At 46.0% G+C, this 24,152-nt stretch carries 20 protein-coding genes; 16 read left to right on the forward strand and 4 right to left on the reverse strand.

The window, feature by feature from the left end:
• Window positions 1-57 precede the first annotated feature (57 nt).
• Together DN752_RS14435 and DN752_RS14440 are read right to left on the reverse strand one after the other, a co-directional pair.
• Window positions 58-3,084 (reverse strand): AAA family ATPase, encoded by a 3,027-nt coding sequence (locus DN752_RS14435; protein WP_112784600.1) that lies wholly within the window; start codon window positions 3,082-3,084, stop codon window positions 58-60.
• Window positions 3,081-4,310 (reverse strand): metallophosphoesterase family protein, encoded by a 1,230-nt coding sequence (locus DN752_RS14440; protein WP_112784601.1) that lies wholly within the window; start codon window positions 4,308-4,310, stop codon window positions 3,081-3,083. The genes DN752_RS14435 and DN752_RS14440 overlap by 4 nt, the downstream gene beginning before the upstream one ends.
• Before the next feature lie 158 nt (window positions 4,311-4,468).
• Between DN752_RS14440 and DN752_RS25185 the strand changes: the two genes are divergently transcribed.
• Window positions 4,469-4,996, forward strand: coding sequence for a septal ring lytic transglycosylase RlpA family protein (locus DN752_RS25185; RefSeq protein ID WP_317048497.1), 528 nt, complete (start codon window positions 4,469-4,471; stop codon window positions 4,994-4,996).
• A 237-nt stretch (window positions 4,997-5,233) separates the two neighbouring features.
• Here DN752_RS25185 and DN752_RS14450 read toward each other — a convergent pair whose 3' ends face one another.
• Window positions 5,234-6,148 carry a bestrophin family protein gene (locus DN752_RS14450; protein ID WP_112784602.1) on the reverse strand — a complete coding sequence of 305 codons (915 nt, stop codon included), beginning with the start codon at window positions 6,146-6,148 and terminating at the stop codon, window positions 5,234-5,236.
• A gap of 310 nt (window positions 6,149-6,458) precedes the next feature.
• Here DN752_RS14450 and DN752_RS14455 point away from each other — a divergent pair, with 310 nt between their 5' ends.
• From DN752_RS14455 to DN752_RS14525, 15 genes are all read left to right on the forward strand, one after another.
• Entirely contained in the window at window positions 6,459-6,806 is a 348-nt protein-coding gene (locus DN752_RS14455) for a LytTR family transcriptional regulator DNA-binding domain-containing protein (RefSeq protein WP_112784603.1), read from the forward strand.
• Window positions 6,775-7,695, forward strand: a complete 921-nt coding sequence (locus DN752_RS14460) for a sulfotransferase family protein (protein WP_162633221.1) — start codon at window positions 6,775-6,777, stop codon at window positions 7,693-7,695. Before DN752_RS14455 ends, DN752_RS14460 begins: the two co-directional genes overlap by 32 nt.
• Window positions 7,696-7,934: 239 nt before the next feature.
• Window positions 7,935-8,183 (forward strand): hypothetical protein, encoded by a 249-nt coding sequence (locus tag DN752_RS14465; protein WP_112784605.1) that lies wholly within the window; start codon window positions 7,935-7,937, stop codon window positions 8,181-8,183.
• Between the two features lie 78 nt (window positions 8,184-8,261).
• Entirely contained in the window at window positions 8,262-8,717 is a 456-nt protein-coding gene (locus DN752_RS25190) for a 6-bladed beta-propeller (protein WP_112784606.1), read from the forward strand.
• Window positions 8,718-8,749: 32 nt separating this feature from the next.
• Window positions 8,750-9,448: a 6-bladed beta-propeller gene (locus DN752_RS25195; RefSeq protein ID WP_262511703.1), complete on the forward strand. Its 699-nt coding sequence runs from the start codon at window positions 8,750-8,752 to the stop codon at window positions 9,446-9,448.
• 215 nt (window positions 9,449-9,663) lie between these two features.
• Entirely contained in the window at window positions 9,664-10,110 is a 447-nt protein-coding gene (locus DN752_RS14480) for a glycoside hydrolase family protein (RefSeq protein WP_112784608.1), read from the forward strand.
• A 104-nt stretch (window positions 10,111-10,214) separates the two neighbouring features.
• A complete protein-coding gene (locus DN752_RS14485; RefSeq protein ID WP_112784609.1) occupies window positions 10,215-10,442 on the forward strand; it encodes a hypothetical protein in 228 nt (75 codons plus the stop codon).
• A 57-nt stretch (window positions 10,443-10,499) separates the two neighbouring features.
• A complete protein-coding gene (locus tag DN752_RS14490) occupies window positions 10,500-11,582 on the forward strand; it encodes a BF3164 family lipoprotein (protein WP_112784610.1) in 1,083 nt (360 codons plus the stop codon).
• Window positions 11,583-11,593: 11 nt separating this feature from the next.
• The gene (locus tag DN752_RS14495; RefSeq protein ID WP_112784611.1) at window positions 11,594-12,661 is read left to right on the forward strand and encodes a glycoside hydrolase family protein; all 1,068 of its coding nucleotides are present in this window, start codon (window positions 11,594-11,596) and stop codon (window positions 12,659-12,661) included.
• A 119-nt stretch (window positions 12,662-12,780) separates the two neighbouring features.
• On the forward strand, window positions 12,781-13,569 hold the full coding sequence (locus DN752_RS14500) for a galactosyltransferase-related protein (RefSeq protein ID WP_162633222.1): 789 nt from the start codon (window positions 12,781-12,783) through the stop codon (window positions 13,567-13,569).
• Window positions 13,570-13,681: 112 nt separating this feature from the next.
• Complete coding sequence (locus DN752_RS14505) at window positions 13,682-14,980, forward strand: glycosyltransferase (protein ID WP_112784613.1); 1,299 nt, start codon at window positions 13,682-13,684, stop codon at window positions 14,978-14,980.
• A 145-nt stretch (window positions 14,981-15,125) separates the two neighbouring features.
• Window positions 15,126-16,199: an efflux RND transporter periplasmic adaptor subunit gene (locus DN752_RS14510; RefSeq protein ID WP_112784614.1), complete on the forward strand. Its 1,074-nt coding sequence runs from the start codon at window positions 15,126-15,128 to the stop codon at window positions 16,197-16,199.
• Window positions 16,200-16,201: 2 nt separating this feature from the next.
• Entirely contained in the window at window positions 16,202-19,255 is a 3,054-nt protein-coding gene (locus DN752_RS14515) for an efflux RND transporter permease subunit (protein ID WP_112784615.1), read from the forward strand.
• A 161-nt stretch (window positions 19,256-19,416) separates the two neighbouring features.
• A complete protein-coding gene (locus tag DN752_RS14520; protein ID WP_112784616.1) occupies window positions 19,417-19,974 on the forward strand; it encodes an REP-associated tyrosine transposase in 558 nt (185 codons plus the stop codon).
• Between the two features lie 201 nt (window positions 19,975-20,175).
• Complete coding sequence (locus DN752_RS14525; protein WP_112784617.1) at window positions 20,176-23,298, forward strand: efflux RND transporter permease subunit; 3,123 nt, start codon at window positions 20,176-20,178, stop codon at window positions 23,296-23,298.
• Window positions 23,299-23,471: 173 nt separating this feature from the next.
• Here DN752_RS14525 and DN752_RS14530 read toward each other — a convergent pair whose 3' ends face one another.
• Window positions 23,472-24,116, reverse strand: a complete 645-nt coding sequence (locus tag DN752_RS14530; protein WP_112784618.1) for a hypothetical protein — start codon at window positions 24,114-24,116, stop codon at window positions 23,472-23,474.
• Window positions 24,117-24,152 lie beyond the last annotated feature (36 nt).

Raw genomic sequence — 24,152 nt, forward strand, 5'->3', positions numbered from 1 at the left:
TCTGGTCGGATAGGCCAATGTATATTTCGGGTAAAAATGGCTATACTATACTTTATATTAGAAAGAATACGTTACTTGGCTGCCCTTTTCTGGATCAAGCTCCACTTGTGCATACACACCGATTTCCTGCTGCAGTTCTTCTACGTGAGAGATTATCCCAACGATCCTTTTTTCATGCCTTAGGGATTTGAGTGTTTCGAATACCGTTCTCAGCGCATTTTTGTCCAAAGCCCCAAATCCTTCATCCAAGAAGAAGAAGCTCTGGTCCGCGCGGTTCAGGGATTTCACCTTTTCGGCCAAGGCCAATGCCAGACACAGGGACGCTTGGAAGGTTTGGCCGCCCGACAGGGTTTTGAGGAGTCTTTTTTTGCCGCCATTGAGGTGGTCTTTTACCCAGAAAGTATTGCTTTCATCCACTTCCAGGGTCAGGCTGTTTTTGGATAGCTGCATGAAGCGGATATTGGCAGTTTGTACCAGCTCTTTGAGGTAAATGTTGGAAACGTATTTTACAAAGCCACTTCCCTGAAAAAGCCCATACAGCTCTTTTAGGTTGCTTTCGCGATTTTCTACCTGTTGAAACTCCTTCTTTAGGCGTGTTTTTTCTTCCAGTTTGGAGTGGATGTCCTCGATTTCTTTTTGGAGGAGAGCGACGCGTTTTTGGGTGGCCTCCAAGGTGGACTTTGCCGTTTGATATTCTTCTTGGATGGTGGTGAACAGCGCTTGGTCATACCCTGCGACTGCCTCATCTGCTTGTAACTCTTTCATCTTTGCCAGTATGATGTCACGCTGCCTGTCAAAGACCTTGATTTCCTCTTCCAGCTTGGCAGGATCCAGCTGTTTGGCCAGCAGGTCTTTGACAGTGGCGGCATTGGCAAAATCATGCTGTGCCAAGGCAAGGGAAAGGGATTCTTCTGTTTTTTCCAGCTTGACCTTTACTTCTGCCAGTCGATCTTGGTACGTTTTCAGGTTTGCCAAGTTGGTGGTTTGTTGTTGCCGCGCTTCGTTTAGGGCATCTTGGGCCCTCGGCAAGTTTACTTCCAAGTCATCCAGGTAGTGCTTTACCTTGGCAATGTCTTCGTCGATTTTATGGCCACTGGCCGTTCTGTATTTTTCCAATAGGTCAGGAAAATTCACTTCGCCCAGCTTGGTTTCGATTTTGGTCTGAAGGGTTTTTACCTGCTGGTCGGCTTCTTGGTATTTTACCAAGTCTTGTTCTGATTTGGCCAAAAATGCCTTTTGGTCTGCCAGCAATGATTTGAGCTGCTGTTGGAGGGTTTTCTCCTTTTTCAGGGCTGTTTTGGCTGTTTCTAATTGCTGCTCAATGGTAGTCGCCCCATTTTTAGCATCATTTTCTTTTAGCAAATATTGGATGCGTTGCTGGACTTGGTCGGCTTCCTGTTGTTTTTCGAGGTGGCTTTTCTGGGTGTTTTCCAGGGTTAAGAGCAATTTTTCATAGGTTGACTGCGCAGCGCGCAATGCTTCCAGCCGTTGACCGAATTGCTGGATGGAATCGTCCGTTTTGTTCAGCATTTTCTCATCAAAGTGATGCTCCAGTGGCTCGGGATGCTCCAAGGCCCCGCAAAGCGGACAAGCTTCTCCATCCTTCAACTGGTGGGCGTAGACATATAGGCCCTGTTGCTGCAGGAGGTGTTCGCGGTCTTTTTGTGCCTGTTGGAGTAGCTTGGTGGTTTTCTGAATGGCAGAGGTAAAATCTGCCTCTTGGAGACCGACTCCCTGCAGGACTTGCTCTTTTGCGCTTTGGGTGGATTTGATTTCTTCAGCGAGGCCTTTTAGCTGCCCGGTCAGAAGGGCAGACCTTTCCTCTAGTTGACGAAGTTCAAGGAGGGCTGTTTCCAGTTTGCTGACCTGGGCCATGTCAGGAACATCCAGTTGCTCCATCGCTTTTTCGGTTTGATCTATTTGGAGCACCCACTTGTCTTTATGCTCTTGTTGGGTACTGTTTTGCTGGGCAAGCTGCTCGAGATTTTGTTGTAGGGAAGCTTTTTCCGCAGAGAGCTTATTGAGTTCCTTGATTTGGAGCAAGTCGCGGATACGGGCTTCCTTTTCGCCTTTATGACTGTAGTCTTGATAAAGCTTGTGATAGCGGGCATTTTTCTCTTCGATTTCCTGCTCGAAGCGTGTTTTGAATCGCTCGCAGTCGGTCACACTTACCCGGTATTTTTCTAGGTCAATTTCCAATTCTTGAAACTGGTCAAGCAGTGGCTTTACATACGCCAATGCCGTTTGGTATTGCTTGAGTTGGGTTCGCTTTTGCTGGAATGTCGGCAGCAGGCGGTCCGATTCCTCCATTTGTTTTTTGAGCTGGATAAGCTGTTCCGCCTTTTCCTTTACTGCCAGAATGCTGTTGAGCTGCTGCTCTTTTTGTGAGAGCTGTTGGGTTTCTTTCTGCTTTTGGTCGGTAAGCTGGTGTAACTGACCTTCGGAGGCTTGGAGAGCGTCTTTGGTAAATGCCGCCAGTCCCTCCAGCTGGGTTTCGAGTTTGATTTTCTTTTCCTTTTCTACCGAAAGCAACTGCTTGGTTTTTCCGGCCAGGTCAAACCGCTCCAAACCAAAAAGCTCCTTCATCATTTCCGCACGGTCTTTGGGCTTTTGTTCGATAAACTCCCTGAATTTTCCTTGGGGAATGATGACCGTCTGGCGGAAGTGGTCCATTTTCATTCCCACCAGCGCTTCGCCTTTTTCATCCAGTGGTAGCCAGCCCTCAGTGGTCTTTTCATAGAAAGTGTGGGTGGCCGGCTTTACATCATCAAAATTCTTGGTATTTCTCTTGGCGATGTAGGACGCCTTGTAGGTTTTTGCATTATTTTTTCCTGCTTGGAATTCAAAGTGGATGGCAATGCCCGGGCTCTGGAGGTTAACCATGCTGTTTTTTTCGCCCTTGCTGGCGAGCCTTTCGGTGGTGCCATAGAGTGCCAGCAAGACAGCTTCCAAAATAGAAGACTTACCACTTCCCACAGACCCGAAAATACCAAAAAGCCCGGCGCCGGTAAGCTGGGTGAAGTCGATGGTCTGTTTTTCCTTGTAAGAATATAATCCTTCAATTTCCAGTTGTACAGGAATCATAATGGTTCGTTTTGACTGATGATTTCATTAAAAAGTGCGTTGATTTCCTCATTAGGCTCCACGCCTTTGGCGCTTTGGTAAAAGCGGGAGAAGAGCATTCCCATGTCCTTTCCCAAGTCTTCGGCCTGCAGACCAGTGTTTTGCAAGGAGAGGTCCCCGGTGAGCCGCGGGATGAGGTTCACAATGCCGTCGTGGGCTTTCATGATGGTTTTGCGCGTTTCTGCATCGATGGACGTTTCGGTCTCATAGATGATTTCTACAAAGCAGTAAGGGTTGGTTTCCAGCCAAGCAAGTGTGTCTGCCAAATTGGAAAATGCCTTTTGATACAGCGGCCGCCCTTCCTTCAGGGCGATAGGCTGGTATTGGACAGGTTTGTTGGGTTCGGCTTCTACCAACACGACCTTTTTTTCTTGACCAGCTTCGCTAAAACTGTATGCCAGAGGCGAACTGCTGTAAACGACAGGACAGGGGCTGCTGTCCACGGCATGGTAGCGATGGAGGTGGCCGAGGGCGGCGTACTGGATGCTGTCCGGTATCAAATGGGTGTAAAGTGCCTGGGTGCCGCCAACATGGAGAATAGGGCGTTCACTTTCGGGTTCTGCTTCTGGTTTTTTACCTTCTTTCATGAAGAAGAAATGCCCCATAAAAAGGTTTACACCAGTATCATCACAGTAATTGTCTGCGAGATTTTGCCACTTTTTGCCCAAAACCTCCCGTAAAGCAGCCTCTTTGTCCTCTTCTCCAAGGTAGGTTTTTAAAAGGACCTCATTGGCATAGGGTGCTAGGATGATGCGAACAGGAAAGTTGTATTGTGGCAATTTCAATTCCACAAACCCCGGAGCAGACCGTGTGATCTGAAGACCGCTGTCCAGTGTCCCGGTGGCGATTTCCTGATCGTATCTACTGTAAAAAAGAATGCCCAGTTCCCTTGCCAGCGGATCCGGCGCACTGATGAACTGCGTGCTGTCATGGTTGCCGGAAATGGCAATAATGGGCCTTTTGCCGTCCTTGGAGAGCCTGCGAAGGGATTTGTACAGCAACTCCACCGCCTCGTGGCTAGGGTTAAAGCTGTCAAAAATGTCTCCTGCCAGCAATACCAAATCGACTTCCTCACGATCAGCAATGGAGATCATCTCCTCTAATACCAGCTGTTGTTCTGGCAATCTGGAATATTCCTGAAGGCGCTTTCCTAAATGCCAATCAGCTGAATGTAAGAGTTTTAACATGTTTTAAAAAGATCCGTTATTCGTTTTAATAGAAAATCAGATTAAATTTAGGGGCTTAAAAATTGGTAAGCAAACCAAGTTGCGGTTCAAAAGTGCGAAAAGCCCAATATGTTCACTGTTTTTAAAATATGGCATTTAAATTGAGTAAGCCGATGCTTATGAAGAAAATAGTGTTTCTGTCCCTGTTATTGAGTGTGTTAGTGGTGGAGGAGCTGTTGGCGCAGTCGCCTGTTTTGGGGGTGGATTCTACATTGGTCATTGAAGAAGGGATAGCGAGCTATTATGGGAGGTTTTTCCATAACCGGAGGACCGCCAATGGAGAAGTTTTTGATATGGAAGGGATGACCGCTGCCCATAAAAACCTCCCCTTTGGCACTATGGTACGGGTCACCAACCTGAAAAATGGAAAAGAGATCATTGTCAAAGTAAATGACCGTCTTCCCCAAAACTCCAAACGAAGCATTGATCTGGCAAAAGGAGCAGCAAGAAAGATAGGGATGATCCAAATGGGCCTAGCACCGGTAGCGATAAGTGTCCTGAAACCAGCAGCGATGGCACGGCTGATGGATTATTATGAGGACGATGCGCCTGGCGATTTACGCTTGAGGATGTACTATAAACCCATAGCGGTAGATAAGGATACCACCGTTATTTTCGCCTGGCCTTTTGACCCTCTAGCTTTTTGACCCCCTGGCCTTTTTACCCCCTAACCCCCTAAAAGGGGGGATTGTCGTTTGAATAAAGGTGTTTCTTGTCGATATGGCGGCTCCACCTTCAAACCTTTCGACATTAAAACTTTTCAACTTGTTCTTACCCCCTAGCCCCCTAAAAGGGAGAATAGTTGCCTAGCCAAGGGAGTTTCTTGTCGATATGGCGGCTCCACTTTCTAACCTTTCTACATTGAAACCTTCCAACCTTTCCCCCTACATCACATATTCGTCATTGATGGGGCTGACGGGATCTGGGATGTGCTCTTCGTGGATCATTTCCAGTAGATTGATTTCGATGGAGCGGGTGATTTGGTCTAGGGGGATTCCGGTGGGGATGGGCTCAAATGGATTTAAAATGGCTTGGCCGATAAAGTGAATGGTGTGGAAAACATAGCCGATGATGGTGCCAAAAAGAATCGCCCGCCAGCCTACCGTAGGGGCTACTGCCAGTGTAAAGGCGATGTTGAAAAGCCAAATAAAGGCTTTGGTATAGTAATTATAAGAGGTGGGAAAGACGGTGTTTTTGATCCGCTCTGCCTTGCCCATCTCATCACAAAACCGGGTGATTTCCCTGTTGAGTTCCAAGAATTCAAAGCCATCGATAAGCTGTTCTTTTCGCCAGGTCTTGAGTTCCATGGTTTGTAGGCTGAGGATGGCATTGTGTTTATTGCTTTCGTTTTCGATAATATCGATGTCGCTTTGAATGAGGTACTTTTTGTACTCACTATCATCGGTACCGCGTAGTTTTTCTTTTAGGGCATAGAGAAAGGCGATGTGTCGTTTGATGGCATATTCCTTTAGTAATTCCAAGTGTTGTCCTTTGATACGGGCATTGGCAGTGGGGAAGTGGAGGATGTGTCTGGCCCATGTACGGGAGCTATTGACCAGGGCACCCCATATTTTTCGTGCCTCCCACCAGCGGTCATAGGACTGATTATTATTAAAACCTATAAAAAAGGCCAAGGCTGTCCCTAGGATAGTGGGGATGATGGAGGGCATTTCGAAGTGGTATTGGATAAAGTACCAATAGAAAAAGTAAGCCATCGAACAAGTCACCGCCACAAAGATCGTATTTTTCCAAGTACCTTTTATGATTCTGCTTAATCGGATGTCATGGGTAATGATCATGATAAAAATCTCTTTTGTAATATAAACAATTTACGAAAAAGTTGATGGAAAGAAAGGGAGGCGAATGGGGTAAGGGCGGATTCAGTGGGTAGTAAACGGGGAATAATGGAGTGGCCAGTATGATTTTTCTTTCATTTAGTAAGTATTCCTGTTATGAAATATTTCTTTATTTATATATAAAATTGCGTTTAATTTCTATTAAATGAACTTTTATGATTGTTTTGTTGAAAATACCCAAAGTTGGGTATTTACTATTATCGTTTTATTTTTTTTCTTGTAGTGAAATCGGTCTACTTCAAAACTAAAAAGCATGAAATATCTTTTCTTGAAAAATGAAACAGAGGCAGCCAATATCCCTATGGATACGATCCTTTCACTTGAGGTAAAGGACTATTATTTGTCCTGTCACACCGTTTGTGGCCGTGATTTTAGCTGTAGTAGGGTACTAAATGAAATAGAGGGAGAGCTGCCCGCTCACTTTGTACGGATCAATAGGAATACCATCGTGAACTTGCGAAAGGTACAATTGGTCAATTTTAAGGAAAGAACCGTTTATATGAACGAAAATTTGGCCTATCAGATGGCGATAAGGAGAATGAAGACGATACGAAATGCAATCAATGAATATGAATCAGATAGACACGATTTTGGCAGATAAGCAATTCCTCCCGGAGGATGGTTTGGTAATTTTCGGGGAAGCCAGAAGTGGAAGCACTTGGCTAATGGAGCTCCTCGGTCATATCCCCGGTTCCATTATCAATTGGGAACCGCTACATGAGGAAAGGGGAGTAGTTCCTGTCAGTTTGAATTGGGGAGACCGGCCTTATATTCCCATTGAAGATAAGCATGCAGAATATGTGGACTGTATCATGGATATGTTGTCCCTCAGAAAGTATTCCGAGTGGACGATTGGCAAGAATTCCATAGAAGACTTAGTAAGTGGAAAAATGGTTCTGACCAAATTTGTCAGGGCCAACTTGCTGCTCCCTTGGATGTGCCAACACGTCAAGTTCAAGCATAAACCTGTGTTACTGGTGAGGCATCCTATAGATACCAGTCTTTCCCAGCTTAGGGCGTTTGGAAGCGGAGTCAATGATTATGGTGAAATTCCGTCGGGTATTAACAATGCCCGCTTCACAAACCATAGAAAAATGATGCAAGAAGCTCAAAATGATTTGGAGTATAAGATTACCCTATGGTGCATCAATAATATGCCGGTTTTGGAAAACCCAAGTTTAAGGGATTGGGTGGAAGTGGTCTTTTATGAAGATTTGATCATCGATCCCCGAAAACAACTCCGTTCGATTTTAGGACGGATCATTCCCTATGAACATATTTCGGAAGTAATGTCACACATTCCTTTAAGGGCTCCCAGCGAGACGAATTTGCAGGGACGACTGGAAAACAGTCCTATAAAGCAACTTTACAAAAATATTGATGTCATTGATTATAGCCAAAAGGAGCGGATTCAAAACATTTTTGACCATTTTGGATTAAAGCTGTACAATGCTTTTGGGCCTTTTAGGTTATGTAGTAAATCTTTGTGATTTAATCCGTCCCCTGAACGGAGTCGAAGGGGACGGATTAGTGGCATAACAGAGAGGAACCTACCAATGTTTATCATTTTGTAAACGCACGGGGTTGGTTTAAATTTTAATCTGAGATCTCAACACTTGCGGGTCGACACACTACGTTCACGAGTTGTAATGATACACTTTCCCTTTGGTATTGATATATTGTATAGGTTAAAGCTGTTAATCAATTCTTTAACCAAAACCAATTTAAAATGAAAAAGAAAAGAGTATTACCAAGAGTAGTAATGGCTGCGAGTGTAGCTGCGATGGGAGTAGGTGTTTTTCAGACTTTTGATGCGGAGGCGATGACTACAGGGGCGGGGTATTATATGGAACCTGATTGGTGTGGAGCCTATTATCCAGGATGTATGGAGCTTGTAATAAAGTGTAGACCATCGGGCTACGATCCTTGCGATGCTGGACAGCAGGTGCCTTGTGGTGAGGTGTGCGAGATGCCTTGAAAAGTTTAAAGAAAAGGTTGTTCCTTAGGTATAGGGTCAACTAATTTTAGTAAAAAAATATGAAGTTGACTTAAACTTATGAGAGCAACCTTTAAAGTCTTAGGCGATAAAACATTATATAGATGTATTTGGATTTTTCCCTTGTTGGTCTTACTCACGTTTTGCAATGGCAAGAATAAACCTTCCAATGATCATATTTTAGAATCATCGATTAATTTCTCAAATAATGAAATTTCCTCGATTAGCAAAATTGTATCTAGCATTGAATACTTTGTTTTGCCTTCTAATAGTTCTATATCTTTTGTGGATAAGGCTATTAGAACTAAAGGTTTCTATGTTTTAGGAGATTTTGATTTATCAAAATCACTTACAGTTTTAAATGAAAAATTAGAATTAGTAGGTAATATTCAAAATTACGGTGAAGGACCATCTGAATATCAACATATTCAAGACTTTACGATCAATAGAGAGGAGAATACCGTTGATGTTTTATCAATAAATAAATTAGGTTTAATTTTAATGGAGAATTTCTAGAAGAAATTAAACTCCCGTATTTATTTTATAAAATTCAACATATAGAAAACTCAAAATATATAGCGTTTACTCCAAATGGAATGAAGTCTGGTTTAAATAGACAAAATAGTTCCAGTTGTTTTACAATTTGGGATATAAAAAATGGTGAAACTGTAAATGTAAATTCTCCCATTGAAAAGTTAAAGATTGGTCATGCGAGAGAAAGGAACAATTTGACATACCAAAATGGAGACCTTTTGTTTTCAATAAATTTTTTAGATACAATTTATACTTTAAATACCTGTGGTGATGTGAAATCGAAAAGATTCTTTAAGAGCGAAATTCCAAGTTTACCACTGGAATATGTAGAATCAACAAATTCAATGTTGCATTACCTGAATAACTCTGAAATCAGGACTAAATATTTTTATCATCAAGCTAATTTACTTGAGGATGAAAGTTATTTTATGACAAGAGTTGTTAAAAACGGAAAATTCACCAACTTACTTTATTCTAAGAATAGTGGAAAAAGTGTTCTTTTTTCGCAATTTGAAAATGATATCGATTTTGGATTAAAATGGATAAATCCTTTGATATTGGATGAAGAAACTTTAATAACTGTTACAGAACCAATGGAATTAATTTCTCAATTTGAAGAAGGTTCTCCGGTGGATTCTGAATTTTATAAAGTAACAAAGAATTTAACTATTGATTCTCCCCTGATTTTAATTAAATATCATCTAAATTTTTAGATGGTTGTATAGCAAGGGGTGGGTTAACTATGTTTTGTCGTTGAAATGAGTTTTCAATTTCGCTTGAAGTGAAAAGAGAGGGCCCCATGAACGGAGCTCGCAGGTTATTACATCATTAACTTTACGTTAGACGTATAATTCATATTTCCTACTCATTTTTGGAGTAGTTACTGGGACAGGTAAATGCCGCTACACAGCTGGATTATGGAAACGGATTGGCGGGAATCGGTAGCGTTATCAATTACCTGTATCAGAAGGGATTATTGGAAGAAAGCCCCTTTGAACTTTTTTCGGAGCCGGAGGATACGTTGATAAAGGTGCTTTTTGGGGTCAGGTGCCATGAAATCACCCTTTCGGAGGGATTGCCCGGGATTGGGATATATTTTCTGTTCCGCCTTAGGGAAACCGGTTTGCGGGGGGATTCCTTTCAGGCCATGCGGTATAGGGAAGCGATCATCGCCACCATAGACCAGCTGAATGATTTCCTTAAGCGAATGCCCCGGGAAAAACTCGCTCAATATGACCTGAGTATCTGTCATGGCTGGAGTGGGGTTTACCTGTACTTGCTGCAAGTGGAACGATTGGGATATGTAAAGGAGAAAATTACCAAACTGGTCCATCGGATACAGATGATGATTGGTAAATTAACGTTCACGAGTTGAAACACTACGTTCACGAGTTATACCGGTACACTTTCCCTTTGGTATTGATATATTGTATAGGTTAAAGCTGTTAATCAATTCTTTAACCAAAAAACAATGTTGACATGAAAAAGAAAAGAAGATTACCAAGAGTAGTGATGGCAGCGAGTGTAGCTGCCATGGGCGTGGGTGTTTTTCAGACTATTGATGCGGAGGCGATGACTACAGGATCGGGCGCAATGTGTTGCGCTTTTGATGGAGATGGTTGTGTCGATGATTTTGGGTTTTTTTATCCAGAAGATGTAATGGTTGCTAGGGAATTCCCTGGAGACACCTGTACTAATCATCAGTAGGATATATTGGAGCGATGTAATTCGCTCCAATATTATATTCAATTAAATGAAATATAAATGAAAGTAGCCAAGCTTAGCTTTAGTTTAATTGTCCTCTTAATGTTATTTGTTTCATGTTCGTATAATAAGGATAGATTTCATAAGGTGTTTTCTTTTGAGTCAATATCAGAAATAAAATCCCTGGAAGGGGTTAAACATGAATTTGTTGAGCTGATAAACCCAAAAAAAATCGAACTAAAAAATAAATTTCTGATAATAGGAGAAAGTAGAAGAATTGACGATTACAATTTTCCTATACACATTATTGATAAAGTAAAAATGAAGTACCTTTCAGGAAAAGGGAAAATAGGGTTTGGACCTGGTGAAATATCAGATGCTTATGGAATAGGTGTAAGTGGGAAAGACAGTATGTTGTGGGTGTATTCAGCTCTTGAAAAGCGATTTTCTAAGTTTAATATTTATGACCAAGAGCAACTTTCAAAATATCAGATAAAGCAGGATGAAAACTTTTTTATGGCAACAGCCATGGCTTGGAGTTCAGATAGTTCTGTGGTGTGTCGGATGGCCAATGATCCAAAAAAATTTGTTGAGTTTAAAATAGATGGGACAAGGTTAGCGGGCTATGGACTTTGGCAGAATTTAGAAGTTGGTGAGGAACTTAACGATTTTAATATGGGGCAACTAAATCATGGGTGGTTCAAAGGAAATAGAGAAAAGAATATTTATGTTAACGCTGGCTATAATCGGGATCATATTGAAATTCTGCATAAAAGGAAAGGAGAAATTTACACTATAGATGGTCCAAGAAATGAGATTCCTAAATATAAGTTTGTTTCTGGAGGAAAAGGAAGATTAAATCGCCTAATAATAGATGAAGATAACCCAAAAGCCTACCGAGATGTGTGTATTGGGGATGAATATATATATGGTTTATATTCTGGATACACTAGAAAGGAAATATTGCGGGAAGGTAAATATGCCAATGATATCTTTGTTTTTAATTATCAGGGAGATATTATAGATCATTACAAAATTGACATTTCTTTAAGTGCTTTTACTGTGGATGATAAATCAGGGAAAATATATGGAATCACTGCGGATGAAAATCCAGGAATTGCTGTTTTTAATGTGCCTGATTGATCCTGATTTGTATGATAGACTATCTCCATTTAAACACTTCCTTTTCGGACAATCTAGGTCTAATAAATGGCAAAAGCGCTTCCATCCTATATTTCTCAAGCTTGGAAGATCCGTTTTATGCCGAAGATATTGCTTATTCTTTTTTAGAGGAGTTGCTCGGACAAGTAAACGTAGCTTCATTGCTTGATTACGGAAACGGGTTTGCGGGAATTGGCAGCCTTATCAATTACCTGCATCAGAAGGAATTGCTGGAAGAAAGCCCCTTTGAACTTTTTTCGGAGCCGGAGGATACGTTGATAAAGGTGCTTTTTGGGGCCAGGTGCCATGAAATCACCCTTTCGGAGGGATTGCCCGGGATTGGGATGTATTTTCTGTTTCGCCTTAGGGACAGCGGTTTGCCGGAGGATTCCTTTCAGGCCATGCGGTATAAGGAAGCGATCATCGCTACGATTGACCAGCTGAATCATTTGCTTAAGCGAATGCCTCAGGAAAAATTAGCTGAATATGACCTGAGCATTTGGCATGGCTGGTCTGGGGTTTACCTGTACTTGCTGCAAGCGAAACGATTGGGATATGTAAAAGAGAAGATAGCTGAGTTAACGCTGCAGGTCAGGAAAATTATGGTTGGAATGTTGGGTACAGCAAAGGTAAGCTGGATGCACTTGGAAGCTTGGTTTACGCTTTTCCAAGACCCAGATACCTGGCAAAATGAAGTAATGGCGGACAGGCTGGAGCAGTACCTACAACAAATTAAAAGTGAGCCTGTTGATTTTTATAATGCCGCTTTTTACGCCTTGTTATTGAGGTTATTGGGGGAAGCCACTGGGGCAGCGTCCGCATCCGACCAGTTAGAAAACTTCGTCAGAAAAAAGCTGGACGAAATACCGCTCAGTCGCCTGTTTTCCGCAGATCCACGGACAGGCGCGATTCCTATGGGATTGGACAGAGGACTGGTGGGGACAGCACTTCCTTTGCACAGCTTGGAAACGGGAAATTGGGAGTGGTTGGAGCTGTTGGGAATTGGAGAAATGCAATATGAAAAATTGGGAAAGAAAAGTGTAATGAAAAATTTTGAATAAGGAATGGAGAATTACTTTGGCTGTGCCTGATTCCTGTTCTTTGTAGAAGGATGTAATTGGGAACTCCCGATAGTGGGGTGGGAAACCTCTTATTAAACAAAAAGAAATGTGAAAATAAAATGAGCACCTTCAAAAAGACACCTTTAAAAGACGTCAGTTTTTTGATACCTGTTAGGATCGACCATACCGACAGGCTGACTAATCTGGAAGTGATCATTGCTTACCTAAGTAAATACTTCGACACATCGGTATGGATATGGGAAAATGATGTGGAGCCGAAAGTTCCGGACTGGATCAGAAAAACCACCAATTATCATTTTGAACCTTCCAAAGGGGACTTGTTTCGGAGGACAAGGATTAATAACCGCCTGATCAAGGCATGTGATACTCCGATAGCGGTGCTTTATGATACGGATGTTATTATCCCGCCACAGCAGCTTATAGCGTCGGTGGAAATGATCCGTCAGCATAGGGCGGGTTTCGCCTTGCCCTATGATGGGCGGTTTGTACAGGTGGACCGTTATCACCGGAAACTTTTTTCAAGATTGCTCGAACCACGTATGTTAACGGACAGTTTGACGGCTTTTGCAGTGGATACTTACCTGTCAGTGGGAGGTTGTTTTGTATTTGATCGTGAAGTGTACCGTAGGTGTGGCATGGAAAACGAAGGAATAGAGGGTTGGGGGCATGATGATGCAGAACGGGTAAAACGCTTAGAAAAGTTGGGGTACAGCATCTTTCGACCCGAAGGTCCTCTTTTCCACCTATGGCATGAGAGGACGGTCAATTCTTGGTTTTATGATGAAGTACGGGCTATCAGGAGCTGTAGGGCTTACTTGGAAACCTGTAAGGCAGATAGGGGGGCGCTGGAAAGGAGTATCAGCCTGTGGAGATGGAGGGGAGAATAAAAAAATGTAAAATGATGAATTAAGAATGATAAATGGCTGGAATCAATGACGCTTTCGAGTGAGTCCCATTTCAACAGGCAAACGATTCGACAGTTCTACAAAAGCAACACCCATGAACAACAATTCACCCATCAATCTTATCCTTTTGTATTGCGGACAACGAACCGGGAATTTTGGAGCAGGCTCACATATTGGAAGCCTTTTGCCTTTTATTAAGAAGGAAAGTAATATTCGTTTTATGGTGATACAGACGGATGACAAGGAGGCCGAAAAGGTGGGAATGGAAAAGATCGATGGGGTGGATGTGCTCCGTATTCCCCAGCCGGAAAACAAACTCTTTCTGGCCAGTACGCAGGATCCTATTTTTAAAATTTATGCCAAAAGGTTGGTAGAGATCATTTATCCTTATGTCAGGGGTATAGAAAACCCAATCTTTTGGGTGAACTCTATCGATTACCTCAACGTGTGCTTTGAACTGAAGGAACACTTGGATTGTCAGCTGCTTTATGTTCACCATGCCTGGAGCTGGAAGATCCATTATAATGTCAGCGATGAGGAGTTTATGGAAGTTTACCGAAAGAATGAATGTACGGATGCATCTACGGCCATAGAATTTACCCGGTATCAGCAGTCCATAGCCATGCTGGCGGATCAGGTGGTGACCGTAACCGATCAGGCCAAGGGCTTTTTTACTCGATATTTGGGTGTTCCTATGGGAAAGGTAAGCACCATTTATAATGGCATTGATATGAACGCTAATTCCGATAAGGTGGATAAATGCTTTATTCGTAAAAGGCTGGGGATAGCTGAAGGTGAAAAGATCATTCTCTATACAGGAAGAATCAAAGCGGACAAAGGGCTTGGTTATTTGTTAGAAGCCTTTAAGAAAGTGTTGGAAGAAGCGCCTAACTGTAGGTTGGTATTGGTCGGTAAAGGGGATTTTGAGGAGTTTATACCATTGGCCTATCCGCATTCCACCAAGGTGACCTTTACGGGCAAGCTACCGAAGGAAGCAGTCTATGATTGGTACCGGATAGCCGATGTGGGCATTTTGCCTTCCTTGCATGAACAGTGCAGCTATACGGCCATTGAGATGCGTTTTTTCCAAGTTCCCATTATTGTCAGTAGTGTGGACGGGCTAGAGGATATGTTTCGAGATGAATACGATGCGCTAAAATTGAAGGTCAACTATAAAGAGAATGGTGAAAGGACATTGGATACGAATGATATTGCTTCCAATATTTTGCGGATTCTTTCAGACCAAAATCTAGCAAAGAAACTTGCCGAAAATGGTTTAAGTGAAGCAAAGGAAAAGTTTACTGGGGAAAGAATGTGGAAAGGGTATTTCGATCTTTTGAGGGATATGAATCAAAAAGAGGGATTATTTCAAAGGGGGCAGGAGGGCTACTGAAGATAGAAAATTTAATTTAATTTTTGTTTAATATAGGTAAATAGGACTTAAAGTCAATCGCTCTCCTCTAAAAGTCACCAAACTCCCTTTGCTTTTAATTAAATAATTAGTTAATTGAAGAAGTCAACATTTTATTATCTTTTCCATGAATGCAAACAGCCTGTTTTTATTGCTGATTTTACCGTTTCTTTTTTCCTGTGAAAACAATACGGAGCAACAAGAGGAAATCCCCCTCGAATCCATGCGCAATGAAGTGTCCGCCACCAAGGTGACGGTGGCCAATGCCGAGAAGCGCTCTTTTGACTACCTGGTCAATGCCTCGGGGAAGGTGGAGGCAGGCCAGCAGGTAATGGTGGTCATCGAGCGGCAGGGTTACCTCAAGGAGCTGGACGTCCAGGAAGGCCAGTATGTGGAGGCCGGGACGGTCATCGCCCGTCTGGACAATACTGACAATGTTTTCAGAAAGGAAAAGGCCCTGGTGCAGCTGAAAAATGCGCAGGCATCCTATAACAGCGAAAAACTGGGATTTGGCTCCATTCTGGAAGGGGAAGACCAAGATCATGTCCTCCAGTTGGACGAGCAGCTAAAGGCCAGCAGCGGCCTGTTGTCCGCAGAGATCGAACTGAAGGAAGCGGAGCTGGAGCTGGCCAAAGCCACCATCAAGGCGCCCATCTCCGGCAAGGTGGCCGACCTGCAGTTGAAGCCCGGCAGTCTGGTCAATGGAGGCGATGAGCTCTGCGAAGTGCTCAACATCCACAACCTGTTGCTCAGTGTAAAAGTACTCGAATCCGACATTCCCTTTATTTCCCTCGGCCAGACGGCGGAGGTCTATCCCGTTTCTGCCGGCACTGGATCGTTGACGGGCAAGGTAAACAGCATCAATCCCAAGGTGGACGAAAACGGCTTGGTGGAAGTGGGCATCAAACTGGGCAATTCCCAAAAACTGCTCCCCGGCATGAACGCCCGTGCGGTGATCCGCGCCCCGCAGTCGGACAATGTGGTGGTGCCCAAGCAGGCACTGGTCTACCGCTCCGGCCGCCCGGTGGTCTTCACCGTGAACGGCAAGGAGGCCAAGTGGAACTATGTGGAGGTGGGCAAGGACAATGGCCGTGAGATAGAGGTCCTTGACGGCATCAAAGATGGAGAGACGGTCATCACGAGCAACAACCTGCAGCTGGGGCACCAGGCACAGATCCAAATCTCAAAAGAAAACGAATAGCGATGGTCAGATTTTTATTGGCGCGGCCGATTGCGGTGACCATGGTCTTTGTGGCCCTGATGGTGTTCAGCCTGATCGCCTTCACCAAGCTTCCGGTCTCGCTGCTTCCGCCCATCGACGTACCGCAGATCGTGGTGAAGGCGAATTATCCCAATGCCTCCCCCGAGGCGATCGAGCAGAACGTGCTGCGCCCGGTACGGGAAAGCCTGATCACGCTGAACGGCCTTGAGGACATGCAGAGCAAGGCCGGTAGCGAAACGGGCACGGTGAGGCTGCAGTTTGCCTACGGCACTTCCATGGAGCTGGCCTATATCGAAGTGAACGAAAAGATCGACCGATTGACCAACAGCCTTCCCGAAGAGCTCTCCCGTCCCCAGGTCATCCGCATCAATACCAACGACATTCCCATGGTCCGCATCCAAGTGGTGCCCAAGGAAGGTACCGACTATGCAGAGGTGACCAAGTTGGCCGAAAATGTGCTCAAAAAACGCATCGAACAGCTGGAAGGAATTTCCCTAGTGGACATCAACGGCAAGCAGGAACGGGTGATCACCGTGCGTCCGGACAAGGCCGTGCTGGCAGGACTGGGCATGGCCGAGCAGGACGTAATCAATGCCATCACCTCGGGCAACCGGGAACTTCCCGGCATCAGTGTGAAGGACGGCCAGTACCGCTATTTCTTGCGGCTGGCCACACGCGTGGATACGCCAGGGGACATCGAAAATCTTCCGGTCAGTGGTCCAGAAGGCCGCGCGGTGCCGCTGGGCAAAGTGGCCGAGGTGCAGTACCGGATGGAGGAGACGATGGGATATCACCTGTATGGGCAGCGGCAGGGGCTGGTGATTACCGTCCACAAGCAGGCGGCGGCCAAGATGAACGAACTCATGGAAAAGGTCGGGGAATCTGTGGGCCATTTCAGGCAGGATTATCCGCAGGTGGATTTTGCCATGACCCAGGACCAGAGCACCCTGCTCAACGCGGGCATCAGCAACCTGCAGACCAGCCTGCTCTTCGGAGGGCTCTTTGCCTTTGGGGTGCTGTTTATCTTTATGGGCAACTACCGCATGCCGGTGATCATTGGTCTGAGCCTGCCCACATCGCTGGTGATCAGTTTTTTGGTCTTCCAGGCAGCGGGCATCTCTATCAACGTCATCTCGCTGAGTGGCCTGGCCCTTGGGCTGGGCATGCTGATCGACAATGCCATCATCGTCTTGGACAATATCACCCGTAAGCGCCAAGAGGGACTGCCGCTGTTCGAGGCCTGCGTGCAGGGGGTAAACGAGGTGATGTCCGCACTGATCAGTTCGGTACTGACCACCTTGGCGGTCTTTGTGCCGCTGGTATTCCTGAGCGGGATTTCCGGAGCCCTGTTCCTTGACCAGGCGGTATCGGTGGCGGCGATCCTGTTTGTTTCGCTGTTGGTGGCCTTTGTGCTGCTGCCACTGCTGTACCGAGTGTTCTTTTCCCATAAAACCTGGGAGAGCAACCGCGAGGACAGCCGTTTTTTCAAGGCCATAGTAGCTTGGTACAAAAAAGGCTATCAACGGGTGATGGCCAATAGGAAGCTGAGTTTGGCGCTGCTCCTGATGCTGATTCCGGTGTTTTTGCTTATTGGAATGGCCCTGCCCACGGAGGGACTTCCGCCCATTGCCAAAAAGGATGCCGTGCTGGAGGTGGACTGGAACGAGCCCATCGGCGTGGCGCAGAACCGGGACCGTATAAAGGAGGTGATGGCCAGCCTTCAAGGGGAATTTGAACACGCAGAAGCGGATGTTGGTGTGCGGCAGTTTTTGCTCTTTGACGGGGAGAATTCTGTGCAGCAGGCCACGGTGTACATGGATTTTAAGGACCAGCAGTCCAAAGAGAGGCAGACCGTCCAGTTGGAAAAAATGCTGGGGAATACCTTTCCGCAAGCCACTGTGGAGATCACTGATGCTCCGAATGCCTTTGACCAATTGTTTGCCTCGGATATCCCCTATTACGAAATGCGCTGGAAGGAGCTGGAAAGCAAGCGGCCTGTCCCCGCTGCCGAGATGGGGCCTTGGCTGGAGGAGCTGCCTGTGACTAATTGGAAAAAAGGGCCCGGGCTGCAGGAAGAATCAGCAGTGCTCTTCCGGGTGGATCTGGAGAAACTGGCCCTTTACGGGATCGACATCGGTGCGCTGACAGGTGAGATCGAAAGGCTCTTTGGCCGCTACACCATCGATGAGATAAGGCGCTTCAGCGAAGTGACGCCGATCCGGCTGGAGGGCAACAAATCGGATTTTATGGCCATCCTCCGCAGCAACCACTTGGAAGGCAAGGAAGACCAGCGCTATGCGCTGGCCAACTTTATCAACGTAAGCTATGAAGACCATTATAAATATGTCACGGCGGACAAGACGGGCATCTACCAATCGGTAAGCCTGACAGGCGCCCATCCCGAGGAACGGGAAGGTGACCTGAAAGAGTGGGGCCGTGGAAAGAATTTCAGTGTGTCCTTTGCAGGGCAATATTTTAAGGACCGGGAAAATATCCGGCAGCTGATGGGGATTTTGGGCGTGGCGGTGTTGCTGCTGTACTTTATTTTGGCCGCACAGTTTGAGAGTTTCGTGCAGCCGCTGATCGTGATCTTTACCTTGCCCTTGGGCATTGGCGGAGCCCTGTTGATGCTCTGGCTGACGGGCACCTCGCTGAATGTGATGTCCGCCATTGGTCTGGTGGTCATGCTGGGCATCATGGTCAATGACGCCATCCTGAAGATCGATACCGTCAACCGACTGCGGGAGCGCTATGCCTTGGAGCATACCGGGGAGACAAGCAGGGAAATTCTCGATCGGGCACTGTTCCGAGCAGGGGAAATTCGCCTGAAGCCCATCCTGATGACCTCGATCACCACCATTCTGGCGCTGTTGCCGGTGGTGTTCAGCGCCGGATTGGGAGCAGACCTGCAGCGGCCCCTGGTCTTCAGCGTCATCGGTGGCCTGACCATCGGCACGATGACGGCACTGTATTTTGTGCCGCTGGCGTACTGGGCGGTGAGTAGTGACAAGATTAGAGTAAAGAGCCAAGAATAAAGAGAAAAGACAGGTAGTAAAAATACAGCGTTGAGTTGGGAGACTCAGCTTTTGTGGTCCCACGTCAGAGACGATGGGACAACGTCTAATCGTAGTTGTGCCGGGTCTCTGCCCCGGCACTAATAAGCACTGAGTCTCTGACTCAAATAAAAAAGAATAAGATGAATAATTCTGTAAAACCATACAGTATATCTGACCAACATGGAGTTTATTTTCTCACCCTAACGGTTGTGGATTGGTTGGATGTTTTTACACGGAAAGAATATAAATTGGAAGTAGTGGACAGTTTGAATTATTGTGTGGGGAAGAAAGGATTGGAGCTTTATGCCTGGTGTTTGATGAGCAATCATTTGCACCTTTTGGCTAGGGCCAGAGAGCCGTTTAGGATAAGTGATTTCTTGCGGGATTTTAAGAAATATGTTGCCGCGAGAATTCTTGATAGTTTGGGTCGGGAATCAATAGAATCTAGGAGGTCGTGGATACTTTCGAGAATGAAATTTAGAGGTGGACAGGTTAAGCGTGTGCTCAATTATAAGTTTTGGGAAGACAACAATCGAGCGATATGGATTGAGTCAAACAGTTTTCTAATACAAAAGCTTCATTATATCCATGAAAATCCGGTAAAGGCAATGATTGTAGAGAGTCCGGAAGATTATCTGTTTAGCAGTGCCCGGGATTATGCAGGAATGAAAGGTCTTGTAAAAGTAGCATTGATTTGAAGGACTGAGTCGGGAGACTCAACTTTTGTGGTCCCACGTCAGAGACGATGGGACAACGTCTAATCGTAGTTGTGCCGGGTCTCTGCCCCGGCACTAATAAGCACTGAGTCTCTGACTCAATTAAAAAAGAATAATACAATATGAGTAGTGAACCAATGAGCCCAAAGCTCACTACTCACTACTCATATCTCAAGACTATAAATGAGTTCATTCAGGATCACGATATCGTTTTTTGTGCTGGCCATCATTGGCTTTGCGCTGGTGCCACGGCTGACCGTGGAGCTGAACCCACGTGAGCAGCAGCCTGTGCTGAGTGTTTCCTTTGGGGTGTCGCAGGCGGCACCGGAGCTGGTCGAAAAGCTCGGTACGGCACCACTCGAAGGGCTTTTTTCGCAGTTGTCGGAGCTGAAGAAGATCGAGTCGGTATCCAACTATAGCAGTGGCCAGGTCACGCTACGCTTTGACAAGCACACCGATATGGAGTTCAAGAAATTTGAGGTGGCCTCCCTGATCCGGCAGGTGTACCCTTCCTTGGACCAAAAGGTGAGCTATCCGCTGATCTACCAGTCTGCGCAGCGCAATGAAGAGCCGCCCATTCTCCAGTACAGCATCAATGCACCCTTTGCGCCCTTTGAGATCAAGAAAGTAACCGAGGACGTGCTGAAGTCCGTGCTTACGCGGTTTGACGAGGTGGAGGAAATCCAGGTGTACGGGGCCAACGACCTTCAGCTTTATGTGACGTACGACATCCAGAAATTACAGGCCTTTGGCCTGACCCGCGGCATGCTTACGGGAGTCCTGCGCAATGCCTTCGGGACAAGCTATCCGGGGATGGCGGTAAACCACCAGGGGGAAGCGCTGTTTGTCCAGCTGGACCGCAGCTTGGGCAGTTTGGAGCAATTGGAAAACCTACGGATCATAAGCCGTGGCGGCAAGGACATCTACCTTCGGGACCTCGCCCGTCTTACCTTGGAAGAGGCCGAACCCAGCCGGTATTACCGTATCAATGGCAACAACTCCGTGACCATGAGCATCACCAGCCGGCCGGGCGTGAACAAGGTGGTGTTGGCCAAAAAACTGAGGGAAGCTGTCGAGCAGGCCGGACAATTGCTGCCATCAGGCTATGATGTGCGACTTGAGCAGGACGATACCGAGTACCTGTCCAAGGAACTGCACAAGATCTACCAGCGCTCTGGGCTTTCTATCCTGATCTTGGTGGTCTTTATCTTTCTGATCAACCGCAACTGGCGGTACCTGACCGTGCTGTTTCTCGGGATACTGGTGAACCTGAGCATCACCGGGATTGTCCTGTATGCACTGGGTACGCACCTGCACCTGTACAGCATTGCGGGACTGACGATTTCCTTTGGGCTGATCGTGGACAATGCCATCATCATGATCGACCACTTGCACAAACACCGCAACAGGAAGGTTTTTCTTGCGCTTTTGGCCGCATCCTTCACGACGATCGCGGCATTGCTGATGGTGTTTCTGCTGCCCGAGGAAGACCAGCGCAACCTGACGGACTTTGCGGTAGTGGTGGCGGTGATGCTGGCGGTGTCCCTGTTGGTGGCACTGTTGTTTACCCCGGCCATGTACGGGCTGTTGTTTGGCGAAAAAGCCAGGAAGGGACGAAAGCTGACCTTGCCGCAGCTGCGGAAAAGGGCGGTCTGGTTCAGGAGGTATTTTGGTACGATCGGCTTTGTGGCGCGGTTCCGGAAAACACTTATCGTGCTGCTCGTATTGCTCTTTGGCTTGCCCATATTTTACCTTCCGGCCAAATGGGAGGGGCAGGACTGGTACAACAAGACCATTGGCAGCACGGTCTACCAAGAGGATCTCCGTCCTTATGTGGACAAGGCACTGGGCGGATCGCTGCGCATGTTTGTGCGCGGGGTGTTCGAAAAATCGGGTTACCGGGAAGCAGCCCAGACCCGTTTGTATGTGAATATCCGGCTGCCCTTTGGCAATACGCTCGATCAAATGGATTTTATCGTACGGGAATTTGAGGAATTCCTGAATGGGGTGAAGGGCGTGGACAAGTTTGTCAGTAGCGTTTATTCTGGGCAACAAGCTTCGATCACCATCACTTTTGAGGAGGCCTATGAGAATTCTGCGCTTCCCTATCAGCTGAAAGGGCGGCTGTCGGTAAAGGCCACCGACTGGAGTGGTGCCAACTGGAGCATTTATGGTGTGGGGCAGGGCTTCTCGGCCGGTCCCGGTGGAGAGGGAATCCCTTCCTTTACGGTCATGATGAAGGGGTACAATTTTGACGAACTGGAGCGGCAGTCGGAGGTGCTCGCCGAAAAGCTGGAACGGCACAAACGTATCCAAGAGGTAAACACCAATGAACGAATGGGCTACAGGGAAAGGACCTCAGAGGAATTTGTGCTGCGATTTGACCAACGGCAGTTGGCACTCCAGCGGGTCAACCAGTACGAGGTGATCAGCGCATTGGAGGCTGTGTCCAAGCCCACGCGTACTTCCCTTTACCTGAGCCTGGACGATACCCATTACGGGGTGATGGTAAGGGAGGAAGATTCGGAGGGTTTTTCCCGGTTTGACCTGGAGGAGACCACCCTGATCAGTGGTGAAGACCGGATGTTCAAGGTGTCCAGCTTGGGTACGCTGCGGAAGGAAACCACCACCAATTCCCTGCATAAGGAAGACCGCCAGTACATCCGTAGGGTGGCCTTTGAATACATGGGCTCGCGGAAGTTTGGCAGCGAGTACTTGGATGAGGTACTGGAAGAGATGACGGCCAGTATGCCCATCGGTTATTCGGCAGAGACTTCGTCTTACTACTGGGGCCGTGACAAGGCCAAGCGGCAGTACACCTTGCTGCTGGTACTCATCGTGGCTATTTTCTTTATCTGCGGAGTGCTTTTTGAAAACCTTAAGCAGCCGTTTTATATCATTGCCGTGATTCCGATTGCCTTTATCGGGCTGTTTTTGATCTTTTCGCTGTTTGATTTTTACTTTGATCAGGGCGGTTATGCGGCCTTTGTCATGCTGGGAGGTCTGGCCGTAAATGCGGCCATCTTTATCGTCAACGACCTGAACAATCGCCAAAGCGGACGCTATAACCGCAATGTACTGAAGGCTGTCGCGGGCAAGGCCATTCCGATCCTATTGACGGTACTTTCGACCTGCTTTGGGCTGATCCCTTTTATCATGGAGGGCCAAAACGAAATTTTCTGGTTTTCACTGGCCATTGGTACCATCGGTGGACTGGTGTTCAGCATGGTGGGGGTGTTTTTTGCCCTGCCGGTATTCCTGTGGAGGAATAAGAGTAGGAGGTGTAGGGGAAGTATTGTGGATTAAGATTATAGAGCCGCTAAACAAAGAGAAAGGTGCTTTCTGTGGGTTGTTCTGAAAGGAGTACATATGCCAGAGACCTTGGCTGGTCTAACTATCACCATTGCCATCCACAAATAGTTTATGATTTCTGTTTTGTTAAGGATTCAGCTCAGGTTGGGGCATGAGGTATGCTTTATTCACTGCGGAGGTTTCTCTATTTTCAACCCTACTTTATAAAGTTTGAAGTAATCCAATTCGATGTCCTCATCCGGTTTCTCTTTCATCCAAAGATCCCCATTTCGCATAAGCATGCTTGATACCTCTAATCCGGACGGAATGATGTCATTTAGCCTATTTCCTAAAGAATCAAAAATAGTGATCCTTGAACGATATTTCCTTTGCATCCGCTGTCGAAAGGTCTTGGCCTCTTCTGGGGTTTTATTGCCTTTTGACGTTTCTAAATCTACAGCGTCGTAACCAGGGAAGTAGGCTATTACGAAATAGTCATTTAGTTTTTTGATGTTTAAAATCCGACCCGTTTTAATATACAGACTGATCATTTCACTTCTCGATAATGGTGCCTGTGATCCTTTAAAATAATGGTAATCAAGTAAGTTCAAAGGGGTTTGAGAAGATAGGGAGTATGGAGGTACAGTGTTATAGATATAGATAGTGGGATCACCACCAAACACAATGTAGAGTAAGTCGCTGTCAAATGTAAATACGGGATAATGGGCTGATATAAAAAAGTGGAGGCCGTTTCGATAAAGACTTGTTTTAGGAAGCGTAATAATGGGCTTTTTATTCCCTGTAGAAGGATTCAGTATGTTGAGAAAAAACATTTCTTTATAATTAAACCCGGATTATGCGTTAGGAAT

The organism is Echinicola strongylocentroti (genome assembly GCF_003260975.1).
Lineage (GTDB): Bacteria > Bacteroidota > Bacteroidia > Cytophagales > Cyclobacteriaceae > Echinicola > Echinicola strongylocentroti.